16 protein-coding genes are annotated in these 21037 nt (G+C 42.4%); 10 read left to right on the top strand and 6 right to left on the bottom strand.

The features are described from left to right. Positions 1 to 8: 8 nt before the first annotated feature. Positions 9 to 851 carry a diaminopimelate epimerase gene (gene dapF / locus HC643_RS10240; RefSeq protein ID WP_038086989.1) on the bottom strand — a complete coding sequence of 281 codons (843 nt, stop codon included), beginning with the start codon at positions 849 to 851 and terminating at the stop codon, positions 9 to 11. 128 nt (positions 852 to 979) lie between these two features. On the opposite strand from dapF, the gene HC643_RS10235 reads away from it, so the two are divergent. Beyond that, entirely contained in the window at positions 980 to 1192 is a 213-nt protein-coding gene (locus tag HC643_RS10235) for an Hfq-related RNA-binding protein (protein ID WP_038087103.1), read from the top strand. Between the two features lie 40 nt (positions 1193 to 1232). On the opposite strand, the gene HC643_RS10230 is transcribed toward HC643_RS10235, so the two are convergent. Further along, on the bottom strand, positions 1233 to 3572 hold the full coding sequence (locus HC643_RS10230) for a monovalent cation:proton antiporter family protein (RefSeq protein WP_038086992.1): 2340 nt from the start codon (positions 3570 to 3572) through the stop codon (positions 1233 to 1235). A 370-nt stretch (positions 3573 to 3942) separates the two neighbouring features. On the opposite strand from HC643_RS10230, the gene HC643_RS10225 reads away from it, so the two are divergent. Both HC643_RS10225 and HC643_RS10220 read left to right on the top strand, forming a co-directional pair. Then, a complete protein-coding gene (locus tag HC643_RS10225; protein ID WP_050046158.1) occupies positions 3943 to 4851 on the top strand; it encodes a M23 family metallopeptidase in 909 nt (302 codons plus the stop codon). A 111-nt stretch (positions 4852 to 4962) separates the two neighbouring features. Then, the gene (locus HC643_RS10220) at positions 4963 to 5499 is read left to right on the top strand and encodes a late competence development ComFB family protein (RefSeq protein ID WP_038087108.1); all 537 of its coding nucleotides are present in this window, start codon (positions 4963 to 4965) and stop codon (positions 5497 to 5499) included. Between the two features lie 52 nt (positions 5500 to 5551). On the opposite strand, the gene HC643_RS10215 is transcribed toward HC643_RS10220, so the two are convergent. Next, on the bottom strand, positions 5552 to 6184 hold the full coding sequence (locus HC643_RS10215) for a L,D-transpeptidase (protein ID WP_038086995.1): 633 nt from the start codon (positions 6182 to 6184) through the stop codon (positions 5552 to 5554). Between the two features lie 904 nt (positions 6185 to 7088). On the opposite strand from HC643_RS10215, the gene HC643_RS10210 reads away from it, so the two are divergent. Together HC643_RS10210 and HC643_RS10205 are read left to right on the top strand one after the other, a co-directional pair. Further along, positions 7089 to 7745: a sigma-70 family RNA polymerase sigma factor gene (locus HC643_RS10210; RefSeq protein WP_038086999.1), complete on the top strand. Its 657-nt coding sequence runs from the start codon at positions 7089 to 7091 to the stop codon at positions 7743 to 7745. Positions 7746 to 7903: 158 nt separating this feature from the next. Further along, positions 7904 to 8509, top strand: coding sequence for an anti-sigma factor family protein (locus HC643_RS10205; RefSeq protein ID WP_038087003.1), 606 nt, complete (start codon positions 7904 to 7906; stop codon positions 8507 to 8509). A 58-nt stretch (positions 8510 to 8567) separates the two neighbouring features. Here HC643_RS10205 and HC643_RS10200 read toward each other — a convergent pair whose 3' ends face one another. Then, entirely contained in the window at positions 8568 to 8993 is a 426-nt protein-coding gene (locus HC643_RS10200; protein WP_038087007.1) for a gamma-glutamylcyclotransferase family protein, read from the bottom strand. A 238-nt stretch (positions 8994 to 9231) separates the two neighbouring features. Between HC643_RS10200 and leuS the strand changes: the two genes are divergently transcribed. The 5 genes from leuS (at position 9232) to HC643_RS10175 (ending at position 18546) form a co-directional block, all read left to right on the top strand. Next, complete coding sequence (leuS, locus tag HC643_RS10195) at positions 9232 to 11811, top strand: leucine--tRNA ligase (RefSeq protein WP_038087009.1); 2580 nt, start codon at positions 9232 to 9234, stop codon at positions 11809 to 11811. Positions 11812 to 12510: 699 nt separating this feature from the next. Beyond that, on the top strand, positions 12511 to 13395 hold the full coding sequence (locus HC643_RS10190; protein WP_038087012.1) for a UTP--glucose-1-phosphate uridylyltransferase: 885 nt from the start codon (positions 12511 to 12513) through the stop codon (positions 13393 to 13395). A 154-nt stretch (positions 13396 to 13549) separates the two neighbouring features. Then, positions 13550 to 14509: a hypothetical protein gene (locus HC643_RS10185; protein ID WP_050046159.1), complete on the top strand. Its 960-nt coding sequence runs from the start codon at positions 13550 to 13552 to the stop codon at positions 14507 to 14509. A gap of 346 nt (positions 14510 to 14855) precedes the next feature. Continuing rightward, a complete protein-coding gene (locus HC643_RS10180) occupies positions 14856 to 15977 on the top strand; it encodes a pentapeptide repeat-containing protein (protein ID WP_050046160.1) in 1122 nt (373 codons plus the stop codon). A gap of 652 nt (positions 15978 to 16629) precedes the next feature. Beyond that, positions 16630 to 18546 carry a sensor domain-containing diguanylate cyclase gene (locus HC643_RS10175; RefSeq protein ID WP_038087018.1) on the top strand — a complete coding sequence of 639 codons (1917 nt, stop codon included), beginning with the start codon at positions 16630 to 16632 and terminating at the stop codon, positions 18544 to 18546. Between the two features lie 32 nt (positions 18547 to 18578). Here the strand turns inward: HC643_RS10175 and HC643_RS42055 are convergent, their stop codons facing one another. Together HC643_RS42055 and HC643_RS10170 are read right to left on the bottom strand one after the other, a co-directional pair. Continuing rightward, entirely contained in the window at positions 18579 to 18707 is a 129-nt protein-coding gene (locus tag HC643_RS42055; protein ID WP_272899730.1) for a hypothetical protein, read from the bottom strand. Positions 18708 to 18871: 164 nt separating this feature from the next. Then, the gene (locus tag HC643_RS10170) at positions 18872 to 20662 is read right to left on the bottom strand and encodes an ABC transporter ATP-binding protein (protein ID WP_050046161.1); all 1791 of its coding nucleotides are present in this window, start codon (positions 20660 to 20662) and stop codon (positions 18872 to 18874) included. Positions 20663 to 21037 lie beyond the last annotated feature (375 nt).

The raw sequence follows: 21037 nt of genomic DNA, 5'->3' as shown, positions 1-21037 counted from the left end.
GATGTAAGTTAGCTGATTTTCCCAGTAAAAACTCGCTCAGCAGGTCCGGTCATGTAAACCCGTTGGTCTAGTTCTGACCATTCGATTTCCAATGGTCCTCCGGGAAGTTCCACAGTCGCTATGCGATCGCATTTTCCTGTCAGTACCCCAGCCACCAATGATGCACAAGCACCCGTCCCGCAAGCTAAAGTTATACCCGCTCCGCGTTCCCAGACTCGCATTTTCACGTAGTCGCGACGGACCACTTCAATAAATTCTGTGTTTGTGCGTCGGGGAAATAGGGGGTGGTTTTCAAACTGAGGACCGATAACTTCCAGAGGAACAGCCGCAACATCTTCTACAAAAGTAATGCAGTGAGGGTTACCCATACTAACACAGGTCACATTCCAAGTTTTTCCTGCAACTTGTATCGGTCGATCGATAACTTTTTCATCATCGGGAGCGAGAGTCGTAGGAATTTCACCAGCCAGTAATTTTGGCAGCCCCATATCTACTCTAACTTGACCATCTAACATCAGTTGGGGCGTCATTACGCCAGCTAACGTCTCGATGGCATATTTGTCGCTTTTTCTCTGAGTTCCTTCCAAATCAGCGAGGAAAGCCGCCAAACAGCGAATACCATTACCACACATTTCTGGTTCTGAACCATCGGAGTTGAAAATCCGCATGGTATAGTCATTACCCTTTTCGCCAGGTAGTGCAAAAATGACACCGTCAGCACCGATACCAAAGTGGCGATCGCATAACTGAATTGCTTGTTCTGGTGTAATGGCGGGAGTGGATGACGAGCGATTGTCAATCAAGATAAAGTCATTACCCAAACCATGATACTTAGTAAATTCAATTGCCATTTTTAAAATCCTTGAATTATAAACGAAGGGTAAAGGATACAGGCTGAAGGATCGAGGATGAAAAATTTAATAAATCTCATCCTTCATACTTCATCCTTCTGACTTGATACTTCATACTTTAGATGACTATGATTACTGAATTTGATACCTCTCTCCCTAGTATTCGACAAGTACAAAACCTAATTAAGGAAGGTGCTGCTATCCAAATCAAACTGCTAACTGGTGACCTACTTACCGGGAAAATGATATGGCAAGACGTGCAGTGTTTGTGTTGTGTAGACGACCATAACCAGCACGTAACCGTTTGGAAGCAAGCGATCGCTTATATCAAACCCATGTAGAGACCGAGCATGGCTGGTCTTTACAGCACGTTTTTACAGCTTAATCCAGCAAGCTATCCATGGGAAGAAACTCCTTAAGTGCGTCAGCTTCACCAGCTTTTACCATTGGTACAGCCAAAGGCACTATAGTTTCCGGTGCAAGCAACTGCACGAGTTGATTGACAGCAACTAAGCTACCACATACTAAAACTTGGTCGCGAGCTTGTAAGTCCATACTGTCATTAGGAAAACGGATAAATTTTCCATCTCGTCGCATTGCCTGCACTTTGACTCCATACTGGTTGTGGATGTCCAAATCACCCAAAGTTTTACCAACCATTGAAGAATCCGTACTCACCGTAACCCATTGGCATGCGCTGTTTTCACCGGGAACAGCAACGTTTCCTTTGGCAAATTCATCCAATGCAGCAAACTCGCCATCAGAACCGACAATCAACAAGCGATCGCCCTCTTGCAATTTGGTTTCGACAGAAGGAAAGTCAATTTCTTCACCTCCTTCGCGGCGAATAGCCATCAAACTCACTCCCGTTAAGTAGCGCATATCGGCTTCTTCCAAGGACATACCAATGAGAGGCGAACCTGATGGTAGGGGATACCAGCGCTTGTTGAGGTCTTGAGTTGCTTGTTGCAAATCGCGAGAAACCTCTGAAGCAGTACGCGTGGGTCTGAGGTCTAAATAATGACTGTTGCGAATTTCTTGCATTTGTTGCTGCACGAGTGCAGGTGATAAGCCCACTTCTGTAAGAATGTAGGTTACCATTTCCAAACTCGCCTCAAACTCTGGTTGCACAACTTCTCGTGCGCCAAGTTGGTAGAGGACTTCAATGCTTTTATCATTAGTCGCACGAACAACCACATTGAGATCGGGAGATAATTCCAAAGCCCGTTTTAAGCAAAGACGAGTGCTCATGGGGTCGGGAAGTGCGATCGCCATTCCTCGTGCAGTATTTACCCCAGCTGTTTCTAAAACGTGAAGACTGACACAATTGCCGTAGACATAAGGAATTCCCGCATCCCGCAATTGCTGAATTCTTGTTTCCGACTGGTCAATGACAACAATAGGTAACTCGCGAGAAAGCAGTAACTTAACTAAATTTCGTCCCACTCGCCCATAGCCGCAAACCACTACATGATCTTTCAATGATAATTCTTTGGTAACTTCTAAAGGCTGACCCTCATCACTTAAAAACGTCTTTAGCCAAGGGACTGACTCTATCCAATCAAATAAAATCGGAACCGAACGCAGCACAAATGGGGTAAGTACCAGTGTCACCGCTGTTGTTCCCAATATCAATAAATATATTCGTCGGGAAACCAGCCCCAATGCTTGTCCTTCACTAGCAAGCACAAAGGAAAATTCCCCAATTTGAGCCAATCCCAATCCAGCAATTAACGCCGTTTTTAATGGATAACGGAACAATCTTACCAATGGTGTTATAATTATCAGCTTACCTACAAATACCAGTGCTACTAACCCCAGAATCAGTTCCAGATTGTTCCATAAAAATACTGGATCGATTAACATCCCGATGGAAGCAAAGAACAAACTGGCAAAAATATCTCTCAGTGGCTCCACGTATGATAAAGTTTGGTCGGCATATTCTACCTCCGAAATCATCAAACCTGCAACAAATGCTCCCATTTCGATAGAAAGCCCCAAGTACTCTGTAAGTAGGGCAATGCCCAAACACAGCGCCACCACTCCTAACAAAAATAATTCGCGACTTTCCGTGCGGGCTAGCAATTGTAACAAAGGTGGGATGAGCCAAATTCCAGCAACAACAGCACCAGCAGCAAATAACCCAATCTTTAACAGTGCCAGGAGTACCGCCACACCGATAGCTTCCCCTGGTTGATGAAGCGCTGGTAAGACCGCCAACATCAGCCCCAATGCCAAGTCCTGTACGATCAAAATACCCAGCATCACTTGCCCGTGGGGCGTTTCTGTTTCATTACGCTCCATCAAGCATTTTAGGACAACTGCTGTGGAAGAGAGAGACAAAATTGCCCCCAGAAATATACCTTTAGCCGGCAAAGTTGCCCAAGCCCCAGTCACCCCGCAAACCATAACGGTGACCAAAATTGTCAGGGCTATTTGTAGCCCACCACCCCCAAGAGCTATGTTTTGAACTTTTCTAAGTTCCGAAAACGAAAACTCCACACCTAGGGCAAATAATAGAAAGGCGACTCCGAACTGAGCCAAAGTTTCTACTTGAATGACTTCTTTGATCAGTCCCAGTCCGGCTGGTCCGACGACCATTCCGCCAATTAGATACCCCAATAAAACGGGTTGTCGCAAAAGCGCCGCCAGCAGACCGCCACAAGCAGCCACGGCGAAAACCGAAACTAAATCAACTATCAGCCTAAAATCTTCCTGCACAAGTTTTGAGACACACTGTTAAGACCTATTAACATTAAGGATACAAAGTTTTCTATCAGCCTGGATAGTTAATTGATGAAAGAGAAACTAGGGGCTCGGACAAGGGGGACAAGGTAGACAAGGGGGACAAGAAAGAATAATTTATCCCCAATCCCCACTGCTGATATAAATGCTGGCAATGGAGCTAGTACAAATTTACGTGCTCTGATGTGTCCTTTGTACGGGCTGAACGATTGAAAAAAACCAAGCGCGATCCTTATTTTTCTAAGATTTTCTATGCTAGAAACAACATGGAAGATAGGGAACTCCCTTTCTTTATAAGTTAGTCTGTTTCTCAACAGAACTATCCAAGTTGTTTTTCTCTTTGACAATGACCGTGTATAGCGTTAGCCATTTTCAGAACAAATCAAAAATCAACAGCCTTGTAACCAATGCTCTTGTTGGCATTTTTGCTGCTTTACCTGTTGTGTTTACCTCACCTGCACGGGCTTTACAAGTACAAGTTAGCCCGGAATCTCCTCAATTAGGAGACACCATATCGGTTATGGTCAATTTAGAGAATGCAGATCCCAGTAACAATGTAACCGTTACAAGTGGGGATGATAAGTACCCAGTATATGAAATTGCACCAAATCAGTATCGTGCTTTCATCCCTACGACACCATTGGAAACTCCTGGGAATAGAACTATCCAAGTGTCGGGAGAAGGGCAGGTGCAGAACTTGACATTACAAGTACGATCTCGCAAATTTCCCGTACAACGAATCAATTTACCTCCCGGAAAAGCAGGAGTCAACGCCACAGAACACGAACTTCAACGTGTTGCGGCTTTTAAAGCGTTGCAAACACCGGAAAAATATTGGCAAGGTCCTTTCCTAGCACCAAACAGAGGACGAGTTAGCACAATTTATGGCATACGTCGCTACTATAATGGTAAATTTGCTAAGGACTACTACCATCGGGGACTTGACTATGCAGGAGGCGCAGGTTCACCTGTTGTGGCTCCGGCTGCGGGCCGAGTCTCCTTGGTGGGTAGAGTCTCTGAAGGATTTCGAGTCCACGGTAATGTAGTTGGTATCGATCACGGGCAAGGTGTAACTAGCGTTTTTTTGCACTTGAGCCGCATCAATGTAAAGGAGGGCGATTTTGTTCAACCCGGTCAACTCATTGGTGCAGTCGGTTCAACAGGCGCTTCCACGGGACCCCATCTCCACTGGGGTTTGTACGTCAATGGTAAATCTATTGACCCAGTACCCTGGCGAAAACAAGAAGTTAAATAATAATTTCTCAAATGGTAACTTTTTGCGTACTATTGGCTCTTATTCGGGCAGAATAAGTAGGATTGGTACCGTCCCAACCTTGCTTGGATGGCTTATAAGATGATTAACATTATGAGTATAGAAAAAATTGTGGAACAAGCTCTCCAGGATGGTTATCTTACACCAGCAATGGAAGCAGAAGTCGGGCGAATTTGTGATAACGCTAGCGAACTGTCAATCGAAGAGTACATGGCGTTGGACCGACTGATGGGATCGCTTTTAACTGGCGAGGTCATGGCGGTACCGCGCAAACAGTTTATCAACGTCATGGAAGAATTGGTACTCACCGAGGCGATCGCTCGCGTCGCAGAAATTGAAGCGACTAGCGAAAGTTCTCTGGATGTCGGGGATATCGCCGCTTATGCCCTCAACCGCCTACCACCCCTGTACGCTACCACAGAAGAAGGTGCTACCTACCAGCGCCAACGGGCTAGAGCACAACTTCAGGAATTAATTGCTCAACAAGTTAATGAAGCAATTGCTCGCAGTCTCGATCGACCTACTGTTGGCAACACGCCGGTAGGAACTAGAAACACAAGCAATGAAGTTTTGCGACAGGTGAGCGCTTTACTTGAATCTTACGCACCCCAATTTGAGCAAAAAGGATGAAGTATGAAGTATAAAGTATAAAAAACTATTTCATACTTTATACTTCATACTTTCATTGCCTGACTTCTACTGGTGTTCCCAAGGCGACTTGTTTGTAGAGCAAGCGAACATCAGGATTACGCATACGCAAACAGCCATGAGATATGGCACTGCCTATAACTTGAGCGTCTGGGGTTCCGTGAAAGCCAATTTGATTTCGCCCATCTGTCCAAAAACCGATCCATCGGTCTCCTAATGGGCTATCAGTACCAGACGCAAAAATTTTACCCGTGATGGGGTGTTGCCAGATAGGATTGCGTTGTTTGTGCAAGATTTGAAACGAACCAGTGGGAGTTTCCCAACCTCTCTTACCAACACCTATTGGGTAACTCGCTATTACAGTCTCCCCACTATAGACGTAGACGCGGCGATCGCTTAAATCAACGACGAGTTGTCTGTTTTGAGATGCAGGATTTGTCGTTTGCTTTGAGGGCGCAAATGCGGACAGCAAAGTTATGCGATTTTGGCCATCTGCCTTTTGTCCTTGACCCTCTGTTCTCAAAGCTGTTTTGGATGTCTTTGCTAAATTGGATTGAGGGGTTGTAGAAGTTGTGATGCGCCAATGGACAACGAGAGATAGAAATGCCGTCCCAAAACAAAGAAGCATCACTATGCGCGTTAAAGAATCATTTTTTGCCATTGCCATTGTTTACCTTCTCCACCACATTCAACTCTTCGATTTTGCTGTGCATTAACCCCAGTCTAGCTTGAACTATCAAATCTCTTTATTAGTAAATTACACAGAAATACTGACAAATTTTTTATACGTTCATTCTATAGTTACAAAAAATTTATAAATAATTATCAGTTCCCTCATGAATTTCGCAATAGTCCTGGGCAAACTAGGGCTATGGAAAAGATTGTGCCACTGCTTCTATTTGAAAAACGTTGTTGAGAGAACTTTCACTCCCTGGAACTCTTTCAAAATGCAGCCATCAATCATTATTAGGTGTGGGTGGGAGAAAAGCTATGTTAGAAAAATTATTCTTAGCGGTTACAATTACTTTCTCTTTAAATCTGTTTTTGCAAGTTCACGTCCCGGACAGAAGCAGTTCACAGACTAATTACCAACAGCAAACAGAGACAACGCCAAACCTCGTAGTCAGGTTACCAAGGAAATAGGGATTGGGTATTGGGTAAGCTGTGTGCTACCTTTAAGTTTCTCAGGTTTACCGAGAGGGGGAAACCGGAGAGTGGGGGAGGGTTTGACTGATTTTTCCCCAGTTAAAAGGGTGCAATTTATATGCATGACAGCTTACCGGGGGTTGTAGGGGCTCGGACTCTTTGGTTTCGATGTTGGTGGGCAATGACCACCCAGCCCTTTTAACAAGAACAAATGAACTACTGGAACCCATCGTTAGATGTTGGTGCATTGCCCAGCCAAGGGCTCTACTAACTCCCAATCCCTAGTTCGCTCTTGGTTGGCAATGCCCACTCTATCGGTTACCAGTCACTGAAGTGTTACAGTCATAAATCCGTCACTCGCTCAGGGAACATCTTACCAATTAGAAGGTCTAATAGAAAGGGAAGATTTAAAGCCAGTGCGATCTATGAGTCAATCGATTCCTTTATCCTGGTCAACGGTTGATGCGAGGCTTCCTGAAGCGTCAGTGCAAGTTGACAAACTCTCAAATCACGACCTAATTCTGCGCTGTCAAGCTGGACTACGTCCGGATCGTGCTGCGTTTGCGGAATTGCTGCGTCGCTATCAATCTCAAGTTGACCGGGTATTATACCATTTGGCTCCTGATTGGCCCGATCGGGCTGATTTGGCTCAAGAGGTTTGGATTCGCGTTTATCGGAATATTAACCGATTACAAGAACCATCCAAATTCCGGGGCTGGTTGAGCCGCATTGCTACCAACTTGTTTTACGATGAGTTGCGGAAACGCAAGCGGGTTGTCAGTCCCCTGTCGCTGGACGCTCCCCGAGCGGTAGACGATGGCGAGATGGATTGGGAAATTGCAGGAGATACTCCCGGACCGGAAGAAGAACTGACCACTAGAGAATTTTACGAACAACTGCGTGAAGCGATCGCCGATTTGCCTGAGGTGTTCCGCACAACGATTGTTCTTAGAGAAATCGAGGGTTTGGCATACGAAGAAATTGCCGAAATCACCGGGGTCTCTTTGGGAACAGTCAAGTCCAGAATTGCTAGAGCAAGAGCGAGATTGCAATCTCAGTTGCAAAATTATCTAGATGCATAACCTTTGCACGGTTTGTCTTTTGGAAAATGACAAATCTCAAGATTTATTACGAAATGTAAAGATAGTCCAGAGAAAGTCAGTCAGCAGGGAAGAGTTGAGTAGTTTTCCTAAAATGTCCGCTTTGTTTACCCGTGTAGGAATTGGTAATTAGTGTTAAAATGACTACTGATTCTCAATTTAATGACCGCTCCCACTCGGCAAATCCTCAAAAAGATTTGCAATCCGGGGATGGCAGGCATACCAATGAATTAACGGGTGCTATAGATATGGTGAAGCGCGATCGCTTCGAGTTATTAAGTGCTTACCTCGATGGTGAGGTGACAGCTGCCGAACGCAAGCAAGTAGAAGAATGGCTGGATACTGACCTGACAGTTCAGTACCTGTATGCACGACTGTTGAAATTGCGGCAAGGAGTTAGAACTCTTCCAGTACCGCAGCAACAGTCCTCACAAGAAACAGCCGAACAAGTATTGGCACGCGTACAAAGGCGTTCTCGGCTCGTTTGGCTGAGTGGTGCTGCTGTGGCTGCGTGTGCGATCGGAGCAATGTCTGGTTTGCTAGGTGAATCGAGAATACCGCAATTCGCACAACAGCGAATAGAAAAAACTGCAGAAACACCAGCGGTGGTTGCTTCACCGCTGATGGTTGCTATCAACAACCCGGTGATTCCCATCCCAAAAACAGCAGAAGTGGCTCCCGAAAAATCGCTTCGCGAAGAGGTGCAACCACCAGACCTTCTTCTGGAGTTAGATGATATTAATTGAATGATGAATGATGAATGATGAATGATGAATTTTCAATTCATAATTCATAATTTAGAATTCATAATTTAGACCACCAACCATCAGGGAGAAAGATACCTCCTAGTTTGGTTGCTAGTTCTTCTTTCATTAAGTAGACCCAAGCCCAACCTAATGACTGTCCCTGTAAATCGTGGACTTCTATTTGTTGACGTATGTAAAGGTTTTCTGACTCGTCTGTTGCAGGGTGATAATCTTCGAGTTCGTCTAAGTCTGTTAAAACCTTAGCGTTAGCAAACGAAAGCAAATAACCGCGTACAGAACTATTGCCTGGTGCCATCGCAGGATATCCCACAGGCAGGGCAAACAATTTCCCCCTTGCGATCGCACTCACAGCATCTACAACTTTACCAGCACAATATCTGTCATAATTATCTTCACCTGGTTTGAGAGTGCCGTAAACGAAAACTTTTAACAAACCGGGATATGGAGTGTCTAATTTCACCATATTTTCTTTAAAACCGTTGCTGAGAAAGCTTCTGGGTTATTGAACTGAATAAAAAACATAAAATTATAACAGCAGATGAACGCGGATACACGCAGAAAGTATAAATAAATATCCGCTACGGATTGCGTGCATTTGCGGTTAAAATTCAAAATAAATCATATAAGCAATCGAATTCTCTGGCTACCATCTAAAATATGGAAGTAGACAAGGATTACAAATTGTAGTAGGAGTATTTTCGGTGGAGTCCCGATACAACCCGGCAGAAATTGAGGAAAAATGGCAAACAACATGGACAGAACAAGGCTTGGATAAAAAGCCAACAGAAAAGAACAAGCCAAAATACTACGCCCTGTCCATGTTCCCCTATCCTTCGGGCAGCCTGCACATGGGGCACGTGCGTAATTATACAATTACTGATGTGATAGCTCGCCTCAAACGGATGCAAGGGTATCGGGTCCTACATCCCATGGGTTGGGATGCTTTTGGTTTGCCCGCAGAAAATGCTGCGATCGACAGGGGTGTACCACCTGCTAAATGGACTTATGAAAATATTGCCCAAATGCGCCAGCAATTAAAGCGCTTGGGCTTCTCTATCGATTGGGATTGTGAAGTTGCTACTTGTTCGCCAGACTATTACAAATGGACGCAGTGGATTTTCTTGCAGTTTTTTAAAGCAGGTTTGGCTTACCAGAAAGAAGCGGCTGTTAACTGGGACCCCGTTGACCAAACTGTAGTGGCTAACGAACAAGTGGATGGCGAAGGACGTTCTTGGCGAAGTGGGGCAAAAGTTGAGCGCAAACTTTTGCGACAGTGGTTCTTAAAGATTACTGACTATGCTGAAGAACTGTTGAACGACCTCGACAAATTACCCGGTTGGCCCGAACGTGTTAAGTTGATGCAGGCAAACTGGATAGGTAAATCAACAGGCGCGTACTTGGAATTCCCTATTGTTGGGTTGGAAGAAAAAATCGGCGTGTACACCACTCGCCCAGATACAGTTTATGGTGTGAGTTATGTGGTGTTGGCACCAGAACATCCTTTGACACAACGTGTCACGACACCAGAAAATCAAGCCTCTGTGGAAGTCTTTGTCAAAGAAGTTTCCAATCAAAGCGAATTGGAACGAACTGCTGAGGATAAACCCAAGCGCGGTATTCCCACAGGTGGCAAAGCCATTAATCCATTTACTGGGGAAGAAATTCCCATTTTGATTGCTGACTACGTGCTGTATGAATACGGTACGGGTGCTGTGATGGGTGTTCCAGCACATGATGCACGGGATTTTAAGTTTGCCAAAGAAAAGAATTTACCCATCAAAGTCGTGATTGTGCCAGCAGAAGCAGCAGGCAAACCGACTTCAGAAGAAGGGCTGCACTCAGCATACACGGAACCGGGTATTGTTGTTAATTCCAAGCAATTTGATGGGATGGCATCCACAGATGCAAAACAAGCGATGGTGGAATATGCCGAACAGCAAGGTTTTGGCAAAGCAAGAGTCCAATACCGCTTGCGAGATTGGTTGATTTCAAGGCAAAGGTATTGGGGCGCACCCATCCCAGTGATTCGTTGTCCCAAATGTGGCATAGTCCCCGTTCCAGATGAAGATTTGCCTGTCTTGTTACCAGATAATGTAGAATTTAGCGGGCGCGGACCTTCTCCTTTGGCTAAGTTGGAAAGCTGGGTTAATGTACCCTGTCCAACTTGTGGAACCCCAGCATTGCGCGAAACAGACACGATGGATACTTTTATTGATTCTTCGTGGTATTTCTTGCGCTTCCCTGATGCGAAGAATGAAAAGCAAGTCTTTGACTCTTTAGAAGCGAATGACTGGATGCCAGTGGATCAATATGTTGGCGGAATTGAACACGCCATTTTGCATTTGTTGTACTCTCGTTTCTTTACAAAAGTTTTGCGCGATAGGGGCTTGTTGAACTTTGATGAACCCTTCCAACGCTTGTTGACTCAAGGGATGGTTCAGGGATTAACTTATATGAATCCCAATAAGTCTGGAAAAGATAAGTGGGTTCCTTCTCATCTTGTGAATCCAAACGATCCTCGCGATCCAGAAACTGGCGAACCACTGCAACGTCTTTACGCTACCATGTCAAAATCTAAGGGAAATGGTGTTGCACCAGAAGATGTGATCGACAAATACGGTATAGATACTGCCCGGATGTTCATCTTGTTTAAAGCACCACCAGAAAAAGATTTGGAGTGGGAAGAGACTGACGTGGAAGGTCAGTTCCGCTTCTTGAACAGGGTTTGGCGATTGGTTAGCGAGTATGCAAATCAACCAAGGGCAGTTGGCGATACTCAAACTCAACTGAGTAAACCAGAGAAGGATTTGCGACGGGCAATCCATACTGCTATCAAAGAGGTAACGGAAGATGTTGAGGGTGAGTATCAGTTCAACACGGCTGTGTCTGAATTGATGAAATTAAGTAATGCTTTGACTGAAGCAAGTTGCAAAAATTCACCAGTTTATGCAGAGGGTATTCAAACTTTAGTTGTCTTGTTAGCACCTTTTGCACCTCACATTTCTGAGGAATTGTGGCATCAATTGGGTAATGTGGAATCAATTCACACACAAGCTTGGCCCAAGTATGAAGAATCTGCTTTGGTTGCTGATGAAATCACCTTAGTGATTCAAATCAATGGCAAAAAACGTGCGGATCTTCAAGTTCCCGCCCAAGCTGATAAAGCTGAATTGGAAAAATATGCTCGTGAATCAGAAATTGTCCGGCGTCACCTTGAGGGCAAAGAAATTAAAAAGGTCATTGTAGTACCAGGCAAGTTGGTAAATTTTGTAGTTGGTTGATAGGTCGATCGACGTAAAAAATCGAAACACGACAACCCGGTTCCTTGATTGAGGAACCGGGTTTTTGATTTTGCATTTACGTCAGTTCGATGAAGTCAAAACAGACCGCATCACTGTTCTTTTTTACCTTGCATTTCCTTCTTGTTTCAAAAGGCAATTTTCTCAGCCTTTGCCATCCTCGCCTGGGGTGCTTTTTTAGTTATAAAATTTGTGACCTTGCAAATTGGTAAATACACTGAGATGTTGGGAGAAGGTCGTTGTTGCAATTTATGCTGATGCAGAGATGATATCTGGTTAAATTTATACACAAAAAAGTGCTTGGAGTTTTGCCCACCAAGCACTTCTTATGTATAGTTTATACCAATCCACTTGTTTGATGCAACATCTGAAACTCACAACGTATCCTAGATCTAGGAGGGTTGCGATTATAACTTGTGGCAAACATATGGTGAAGTGGTATCACTCCTTGCACTAATAAAGAATATCGCCTCTAGAATGATACGGGGAATGTAGTGAGTGACACTTTGTCAACTGACCCTAACTTCAAAGTCATTTGTTTAGCCAACTCTACGGATATAATTTTTAAAGGTTTATGCCTTGGCAGATAGACGTTAATATGCTGCTTGTATAATTTTAAATGCAAAATTGCATTTTTATTTTTAATTTTTGATTTTCAGTAAAATAAAACCCTAACTTTTTATGCCAACAAGTAAAGTCAGAAAAGCTGTGATTCCCGCCGCAGGTTTTGGCACTCGACTGTTTCCTGCGACTAAAGTTGTGAAAAAAGAACTTTTCCCCATTGTCGATCGCGATGGAAAGGTAAAACCCGTTATTCTAGCCATTGTTGAAGAGGCGATCGCGGGTGGAATTGAAGAAATTGGGATTGTCGTGCAACCGAGCGATCGCGATATTTTTGCAGATTTTTTCCAAAAACCAGTCAAACCAGAGCTTTTCAAGAAACTTTCTTTAGAAAATCAAGAATATTGCAGGTATCTCCAAGAATTAGGCAAGAAAATTACAATTTTGACTCAAGAAGAGCAAGAAGGCTACGGTCATGCAGTATACTGTGCCAAAGAATGGGTACAAGATGAAACATTCCTGCTCATGCTTGGAGACCACATTTACTCATCAGATATCGAAAGATCCTGTGCGCGTCAAGTTTTAGATGTCTACGAACAAGTCAATCAAAACGTTGTCGGATTAATAGAAATGCCAGAGACGATAATTCATAAAGCGGGTTGTGTTACAGGAGTTTGGCACTCCGTCAATGAGATTTTGACACTTACCCAAGTTTATGAAAAGCCATCTGTAGAATACGCAAGGCAGAACCTGCGCGTAGGAGGAATAGCAAAGGATCGCTTTCTGTGTATATTTGGGCTATATGTACTGACGTCGAAAATATTTGACTTTCTCGAAGAACATATTCAGAGCAATTTTCGGGAACGGGGTGAATTTCAATTGACATCTTGTCTTGAGCAATTGCGTCAAGATGAGGGAATCACAGGTTATATTATGAAAGGTAAAACTTTTGACATCGGTATGCCAGAAGCGTATTGGCAAACGATAATTGATTTTAGAGGTTAGGGCTTAGGGGGTGGGAGGTTAAGAATTTTGCGGTTTACTCGCAAATACGAATTTAAGAAATATGAAGTGAGAAGATAAAATTTCCGAAGAAGTTCTGATGTAACCGTAAGTCTTTTTAGATTAGCTTCAGTATGTGTAGGAAAGTTTACTGTATATGTCTCAAATATTGTTGTATATAGGAATTACTATTGCCCTGATTTTCGGATTTCCTATACTACTGACTGGTCTGATTACCGGGGTCATTTTTTTTGCTACCAGACAACTGCCAAAAGTAGCCAATACCTTTTTCCACTTGATTGCTCTTGGCAAAATTAAGGAAGCATATCAAAGCACTGCTTTGGAATTTCAAGATAACACTTCTCAAGCAGATTTGGTTGATTTTTTGCAAGCCAACTTTTTAATGAATTACAAGCGGGCTTTTTGGTTATCCCGTTTTTATAAAAATTATCAAAGTTGGATAGGAGGGAATATCATAACTCAATCTGGCACAAAGATACCAATCAAGGTTCATTTTATTAAAGAAAATGGATTTTGGAAGATTTACGCCCTAGAAAAATCTCAAAATGGTATTGTTAAAGACAGTCGAGAAAATTTAATACTGAGTGGCTTGATTGAAGATGGTACGCGTATAAAGCCCGTGATACCCACGGAAATGCAAGCAAAGCAACTTGCTTACGATACTTTAATGTCTTTCTATGAGACTGTAGAAACAAATAACTTTATACAATTTTACGATTCTATCTCATTTCTATGGCAACAGCAAACTAGCATTGTTGAACTTGAATCAGCGTTTAAAGATTTTCTAGGAAAAAGGTTTAGCTTATCAGGTATTGTTGCAGGTCGGATTCATTTCCTACAACCTCCAGATATTAACGAAAATAATTGGCTGCAGTTGCGCGGACAAGTTCCTGACGTTATAGGTTATCCCTCAATGCTGGACTTCGATCTCCAATATGTACGGGAAGAAGCTATCTGGAAACTAGTCAAAATTAAAATTAATGTAGAAAAGTTTAAAACGGAAGTGGTACACAATGGAAAAAGACCAAAATATCCCCTGCAAATAATTGATATCACTGATGAGTTAAAAACAGATTTTTGGGCTGATAGAAATTAATGAGGGTTATCGGTGTAGGACAGGCGTCTCACTTATCATTGTGAGTGCTTGGTCGCTTCTACTCAAATCTGGAAAATTGAGTGTTCAAGCTGTAGATAATAAGTGCGGATATCTCAATCCTGAGTAAAGCCCTGGTATTTGTAAGGTCTGAGTTTGGGATTGTTATCATCCCCAACCCTTCTATCGGGGGAGAAGGGAATCTATTTTTCCATGAATAGAAGACGATCGAGCGTCAAATTGTACAAGCTTTTAAATTTTATTTATGGAAATAGAAAGAAATTAATTTATAATTACCCGGTCACTGGTTAGTGTACGGCATTTTAGTTTTATCAGAGGTGAGCTAACAATGGCAAACGACGGACATTGGGCTTTGCTAAAGCAAGGAGTAAAAACGGTTTGGAATAAGTGGCGTAGGGAAAATCCTGAAATTAAACCAGACCTATCTAATGTCGCTGTGTCTAACATCAATCTCTGTGGGGCTAATTTTCAAGGAGTCAATCTGAGTGGAGCTAACCTCAGTGGTGCTGACTTGTCTCAAACAGATCTTAGAGAAGCGGATCTGAGTGGAGCTAACCTTGATGGAGCAAATCTTAGTGGAGCCAATTTGAAAGCAGCTAAGATTAACCGGGAAACCGCGATCGCTCAGAAGTGGTATTTAGTTTGGGAAATTCTCAACAAGGGAACAGGTAACCGCGATCTTAGCGAAGTGAATCTAAGTGGTGCTTACCTTAAAGGTGCTAATCTTTGTGGCGCTCATTTAAGTGGTGCTAACTTAAGTGGTGCTGACCTGAGGGAGTCTAAAATCAGGAGAGCAAATTTTGATGGGGCTAATCTCTCTAGGGTTAACTTAAGCGGCGCTGATTTGTACAGAACAAGTTTTTGTAAAGCTAGCTTTGACGGTGCTGAATTGGTTGAAACTAACCTCAGCGGGGCTAATCTCAGTCAAGCTAACCTCAAGGGAGCAAAATTAATTAGAGTTCAAGCACTAAACACAAACTTTTCTGAGGCGCTATTTACAGAAGCTTGTTTGGAAAACTGGAATATTAACACATCTACGAACCTTGATAATATAATCGCAGATTATATTTATCTACAAGAAACCAATAAAGAGCGTTGTCCTCTTTATGGAAATTTTTTGCCGGGAGATTTGACCGTAATTATCCGCAAAAACTTAGAAACAATCGATTTAGTTTTTTATCAAGGGATTGATTGGAAAGCTTTTTCTGATACATTTAAGAATGTAGAAATTGAAAATCAAGATGCACAATTAGATATTTTAAATATTGAAAAGAAAGAAAATGGTACTCTGACAGTACAGGTAAAAGTTTCTTCTAATGGAGATAAAATCAAAATTTATAACGATCTAATGCAAGGTTATGAAATTGCGTTAAAAGCCTTGGAAACATCGTTTCACAATCTAGTTGAAAATCAAGAAAAAGAAATTAATCGATTGTTTCATTTAATTTAGCTCAATCCAAAAGAAGCCTCACACCCGATCGCTTCGTGTTTGCAAAGGGATGTCAGCACAGCCATCAACATATTGAACCTTGGCAAAATGCAATAGGGTAGGACAGTCTCGAATCAACGCTTCAGAACTAGCCGAGTGCTCAACCAGGCTCGGCTAGGATGAATGAAGAATCCACCAGTGTAAAGGCAGTGGAGTGTCAATCAGAAAAACAGGAACATTGATAATCTTATAGAGATTTAGGAGTAGTTCTTTCCTATCTCAGATTGATAATTTATTTTAGAAAATGCATCTAACTAAAGATATATTTTCTAACCTGTTGTTGATTTCTCAATAATTGTAACAAAAGTGTGTTTTTTGATTTAGATAAGGTTACTCCATAGATGAGCGATACGTCAGTATAGCCGTTAGCGCTTACGCAATAGCAATCAGTTATTTAATTGATTCAATAAATCATTTATTCTAAGGAGACAACCGAAAAATTACGAAAGTTTCCATTGATTTAGTGTTTTTGCGCTATTGAGAAAAACACTCAGTCAATCAACAGCAAATTATTAATAAATGAACAAAAAATTCAAAGGGTCATTGCCAATTTTGTGAAGAAAGTTAACTAAAATTTAGATAAATTAGATGTATCAATGAAGTTAGAGTTTATATGCTTGATGTTATAAATAATTTTTTATGGACAAATCAGTTTATTCCTCACGGACATTGTTATCTTTGGAAGCCGGAATTGCTGGGATTGCATATTTTGAGCGATTCACTCACGGCTATTGCTTATTTTTCGATTCCAGCCATGCTTGTTTATTTTGTCAAAAAACGGCATGATGTTCCCTTTCATTCCATATTTTTGCTGTTTGGCTCGTTTATTGTTGCGTGCGGTATGACTCATGTCATGGATATTTGGACGCTGTGGTACCCGACGTACTGGTTATCCGGTCTGATCAAAGCGATCGCGGCTTTCATCTCCTGTGCAACAGCTTTGTCTTTATTGCCATTAATCCCATTAGCGCTAGCCCTTCCAAGTCCCGCACAATTAGAAGCAGCTAACAACCAACTGTTGAATGAGATAGGAGAACGCCAGCGAATTGAACTAAAACTGCGATCGCTTCTTGACGAACTGGAAATCAGGGTGGCTGAACGGACTCAAGAGTTAACGAAATCTTTAAAAGATTTATCAAATATTAAATTTGCTCTAGATGAATCTGCGATTGTGGCTATTACGGATCGGCATGGAATTATAACTTACGTCAATGATAAATTCTGCTCTATCTCAAAATACTCTATTGAAGAACTTGTGGGAAAAGACCACCGCATTATCAATTCTGGTTACCATTCTAAAGAATTTTTTAAGCAAATGTGGGCAACTATTTCTAGCGGGCAAGTTTGGAGAGGTGAAATTAAGAATGAAGCGAAAGACGGAACTAATTATTGGGTAGATACAACTATTGTGCCGCTTTTAAATGTGGATGGCAAATCATATCAATACATAGCTATTCGCAATGATATAACTGCTCGCAAGCGTGTGGAGTCAGAACTACAATCTGCGAACGAACAACTCAGTAACTGGGTCAAGGAATTAGAAACTCGCAATCAAGAAACTGCTCAAATGAGTAAATTAAGCGATATGTTACAAGCTTGTTTGAGCATTGAAGAAGCACATGAAGTGATTGCAAAACTAGTTCAACCCTTATTTCCAGATGTATCGGGAGGCGTGTTTATTATCAATCCCTCAAAACGGTTAGTTGAGGCGGTTGCGACTTGGGGCGATGCAAGATCTAGCATGAATCAGTTTTTTACACCAAATGAATGTTGGGCGTTGCGAAGGGGACAAGTTCATTGGATTGATAGTAGCAATTGCAACGTTCCGTGCAAGCACTTACACCAAAAATCGTGTATTGTAGAGTCCCTTTGCGTACCAATGATGGCGCAGGGAGAAGCAATGGGGGTACTGCATTTAAGATCCCAAATTCAGGGAAAACTGAACACTGCCAAACGAAATTTGGCAATCACCGTTGCGGAGCACATTGCTTTAGCACTAGCTAACATGAAGTTGCACGAAACCATCCAATATCAGAGCGTTCGCGACCCTCTCACTGGATTGTTCAACCGCCGTTACTTGGAAGAATCTGTAGAACGAGAATTTGCAAGAGCAGAACGCCAACAGCAAGCTTTATCTATTATCATGCTTGATGTTGACTACTTCAAACGATTTAATGACACATTTGGTCATAATGCAGGAGATATGGTACTGCGAGAATTAGGTACGTTCTTGCACAAACAAATTCGGAACAGTGATATAGCTTGTCGTTATGGAGGAGAAGAAATAATGCTCTTACTCCCAGAAGCATCTACTGATGTTGCTAAATCCCGTGCAGAAACTATACGCGAAGGTGTAAAGCATATATTGGTGGGACATCACTCTCAAGTGTTTGATGCTCTTACTGTATCCTTGGGAGTCGCAACGTTTCCAGAACATGGAAAAACACCAGAAACGCTTATAGCAGCAGCGGATGCAGCACTGTATCGCGCTAAGAAAGAAGGTCGCGATCGCGTAGTCTTAGCATCTTGAGAAAGAAAACCCTGCTAACCACTAACCACAAATCAATCTCTCGCTTCAATTGTTTCAGCTATTGCTAAACCGACTGTAGAAACTAACATGATAAAAATAATTGATGCTAAATCGACTATTACAAAGAACTGAAGCGCAGCATCAAATGATGTATATTGCATAATTAATAACCTTTGTTGTAAATACGACTTCCCAGATGTAAGGGTGTGGGAAAAGGTGCAGGTTAAAATAGAAAACTGCACCTTGTAGTAGAAATGAAAGTATCTTGCTTTCACCGAACACATCTATTAAGATAAACGGCAAAAATAAAGAACTTGTGGAGATCTTACAAAGTTTGCAACGCGCTCAGACGGGCATATAAGCCATTTTTGTCTTGTACTAACTCATCATGTCTGCCAATTTCAACAATCCTCCCTCCATCCATGACAATTATTCGGTCTGCATTGCGGATTGTGGACAGGCGATGGGCAACAACAAAAGTGGTACGATTTTTCATCAGGTGTTCGAGTGCTTCTTGAATTAAAGCTTCTGACGCAGTGTCTACAGAAGCTGTTGCTTCATCTAAAATCAAGACTTTCGGATTGCGAACTAAAGCGCGTGCGATCGCAAGGCGTTGGCGCTGTCCCCCTGATAGTTTTGTCCCATTTTCACCAATGAGAGTATCTAGTTCTTGGGGTAATTTGAGGATAAATTCACAAGCATTGGCATCTTCAATGGCTTGGTACAACTGCTGTTCGCTCACCCCAACCGAACCATAGAGAATATTCTCCCGTACAGTACCTTCAAAAAGAATAGTTTCTTGAGGAACCACTGAGACAAATTGCCGATAGGTTCTTAAGTCTAGGGAATCCATGTCTTGAGCATCCAAGAAAATCTTGCCTTTTGTGGGTCGCAGAAAACCAATGACAAGATTGAGCAGAGTGGACTTTCCTCCTCCTGAGGGTCCAACAATGGCGATGGTTTCTCCAGCATTGACTTTAAAGCAAATATTATCAATTGCCTTGCGATCGCGGTAGGAAAAACTCACATTATCAAACGCAAAATCTCCCCTGACTTGTTGCACCACGGATTTACCTTGATTTTTTTCTAAATCCGGACACTCTAAAATCTCACCTACAGAGCGCAACGACTCAAAACCAGTGCCTATTTGTGGCAAAACAGCAAGTATTTGTAGGATGGAATTGGCTAACGTGTCAAAATAACCGGTTAACAATATAACATCACCTGCCGTCACACCCATCTTTCCGGTGTAAGCCATGTAGGCAGCCGTTATCAGACACAAGGTATTGAATAGGCGGATAGTCACCCAACTACATGCACCGGTGAAGGCATTGATGCCATCTAACCGCATCGCTGCTTTTTTCACGGAGTTCAAACGCTGTTGTGTCCGAAGGATTTCTGTCTCTTCAACTCCATGCGCCCGCGTCACCGGCACAAGCTTAATCATCTCGATCAAATGAGAAGACATGACCTCCTTTTGCTGACGGAAATCATGATTGCAATTCTGAATCGGTTTTTTCAACACTTCTGCTAAAACTACAGATGTTGGGACTGTAGCTATAAAAAAGAGTAAAAACAAAGGGGCGCGAGTCGCAGTCACTGAAACAGCAACAAGAATAGTTAAGATTGCTGAGGGTACAAATTGAAAAATATGATTGGCAAGAAGTTGAATTTCTTCCACATCCCTCAACAGTTTCGCTTGCAATGCCCCTGTCGTGCGTTGTTTGTAAAAACCAATGGATAGTTGTTGCAACTGACGTGTCAGCGCGTCCCGCAACCTGGTTTCCATGTGACGGGTGACTGCACTTAAGGTCGTAATGTACAGATATTGCATGGGAATATTCTGTACCAGAGAGATAGCTAAAATAGCCCCATTTAACCACAGTTGTCCGAGGGTGTGTTCTTGGGGACGAGAAATAATATCAATAATGTTAGCGATAACAACTGGTCGAATCCAGTCCGGGCTGTATTTTATGATGTAGTACACCATTGCCAACACAAGCTTGCGCCAGTCATGGCGATATAGAAGAAGGAGCGTTTTGAAAGGAGCATCACTACAGTAGAAAGAGACAGGCAACCCTTGCGGAGGTTGCTGGTTATCTTTTCGATTTTTCATAAAGGTATAAATTTAGCTACTTAGTGATAGCAAATTCGAGAGCAATTTAGCTACAGTTTTGTAAATTTTTCAGTATTTTTCTAAGTAGGGTTTATCCATCATATGGATTTAAATGCTTTTACATAAGAGCTTTCTACACCCATCCGCGTTCGGCTCTGCGATCGTGCATAGTTATAAATTATATTTTTTATACGCAAATATAGTAGTTTGGCAAGTATTATATTAGTTTATATATAGTAGAAATACGCAATCTCTCCCTTAGAGATTCTCAATATAAGGACTCGCAAAATTCCTTGTGGTGCGGGATTGACGCATACCACTCATAAAGAACGTTGGTTTCTACACTTCCTCTACCCCGAACTCAGCGCCCTACTT

The sequence above is a fragment of the Tolypothrix bouteillei VB521301 genome (assembly GCF_000760695.4).
In the GTDB taxonomy this organism is placed as follows: Bacteria; Cyanobacteriota; Cyanobacteriia; order Cyanobacteriales; family Nostocaceae; genus Scytonema; species Scytonema bouteillei_A.
The sequence above is the reverse complement of the archived record's forward strand: the minus strand, read 5'-3'. Positions and strand labels throughout refer to the sequence as shown.

Excerpts from the sequence above, each read along its gene's own strand:
- dapF (WP_038086989.1), bottom strand. The coding sequence starts at position 851 with ATGGCAATTGAATTTACTAAGTATCATGGTTTGGGTAATGACTTTATC.
- HC643_RS10235 (WP_038087103.1), top strand. The coding sequence starts at position 980 with ATGATTACTGAATTTGATACCTCTCTCCCTAGTATTCGACAAGTACAA.
- HC643_RS10225 (WP_050046158.1), top strand. The coding sequence starts at position 3,943 with ATGACCGTGTATAGCGTTAGCCATTTTCAGAACAAATCAAAAATCAAC.
- HC643_RS10220 (WP_038087108.1), top strand. The coding sequence starts at position 4,963 with ATGAGTATAGAAAAAATTGTGGAACAAGCTCTCCAGGATGGTTATCTT.
- HC643_RS10215 (WP_038086995.1), bottom strand. The coding sequence starts at position 6,184 with ATGGCAATGGCAAAAAATGATTCTTTAACGCGCATAGTGATGCTTCTT.
- HC643_RS10210 (WP_038086999.1), top strand. The coding sequence starts at position 7,089 with ATGAGTCAATCGATTCCTTTATCCTGGTCAACGGTTGATGCGAGGCTT.
- HC643_RS10205 (WP_038087003.1), top strand. The coding sequence starts at position 7,904 with ATGACTACTGATTCTCAATTTAATGACCGCTCCCACTCGGCAAATCCT.
- HC643_RS10200 (WP_038087007.1), bottom strand. The coding sequence starts at position 8,993 with ATGGTGAAATTAGACACTCCATATCCCGGTTTGTTAAAAGTTTTCGTT.
- HC643_RS10190 (WP_038087012.1), top strand. The coding sequence starts at position 12,511 with ATGCCAACAAGTAAAGTCAGAAAAGCTGTGATTCCCGCCGCAGGTTTT.
- HC643_RS10185 (WP_050046159.1), top strand. The coding sequence starts at position 13,550 with ATGTCTCAAATATTGTTGTATATAGGAATTACTATTGCCCTGATTTTC.
- HC643_RS10180 (WP_050046160.1), top strand. The coding sequence starts at position 14,856 with ATGGCAAACGACGGACATTGGGCTTTGCTAAAGCAAGGAGTAAAAACG.
- HC643_RS10175 (WP_038087018.1), top strand. The coding sequence starts at position 16,630 with ATGCTTGATGTTATAAATAATTTTTTATGGACAAATCAGTTTATTCCT.
- HC643_RS42055 (WP_272899730.1), bottom strand. The coding sequence starts at position 18,707 with ATGCAATATACATCATTTGATGCTGCGCTTCAGTTCTTTGTAATAGTC.
- HC643_RS10170 (WP_050046161.1), bottom strand. The coding sequence starts at position 20,662 with ATGAAAAATCGAAAAGATAACCAGCAACCTCCGCAAGGGTTGCCTGTC.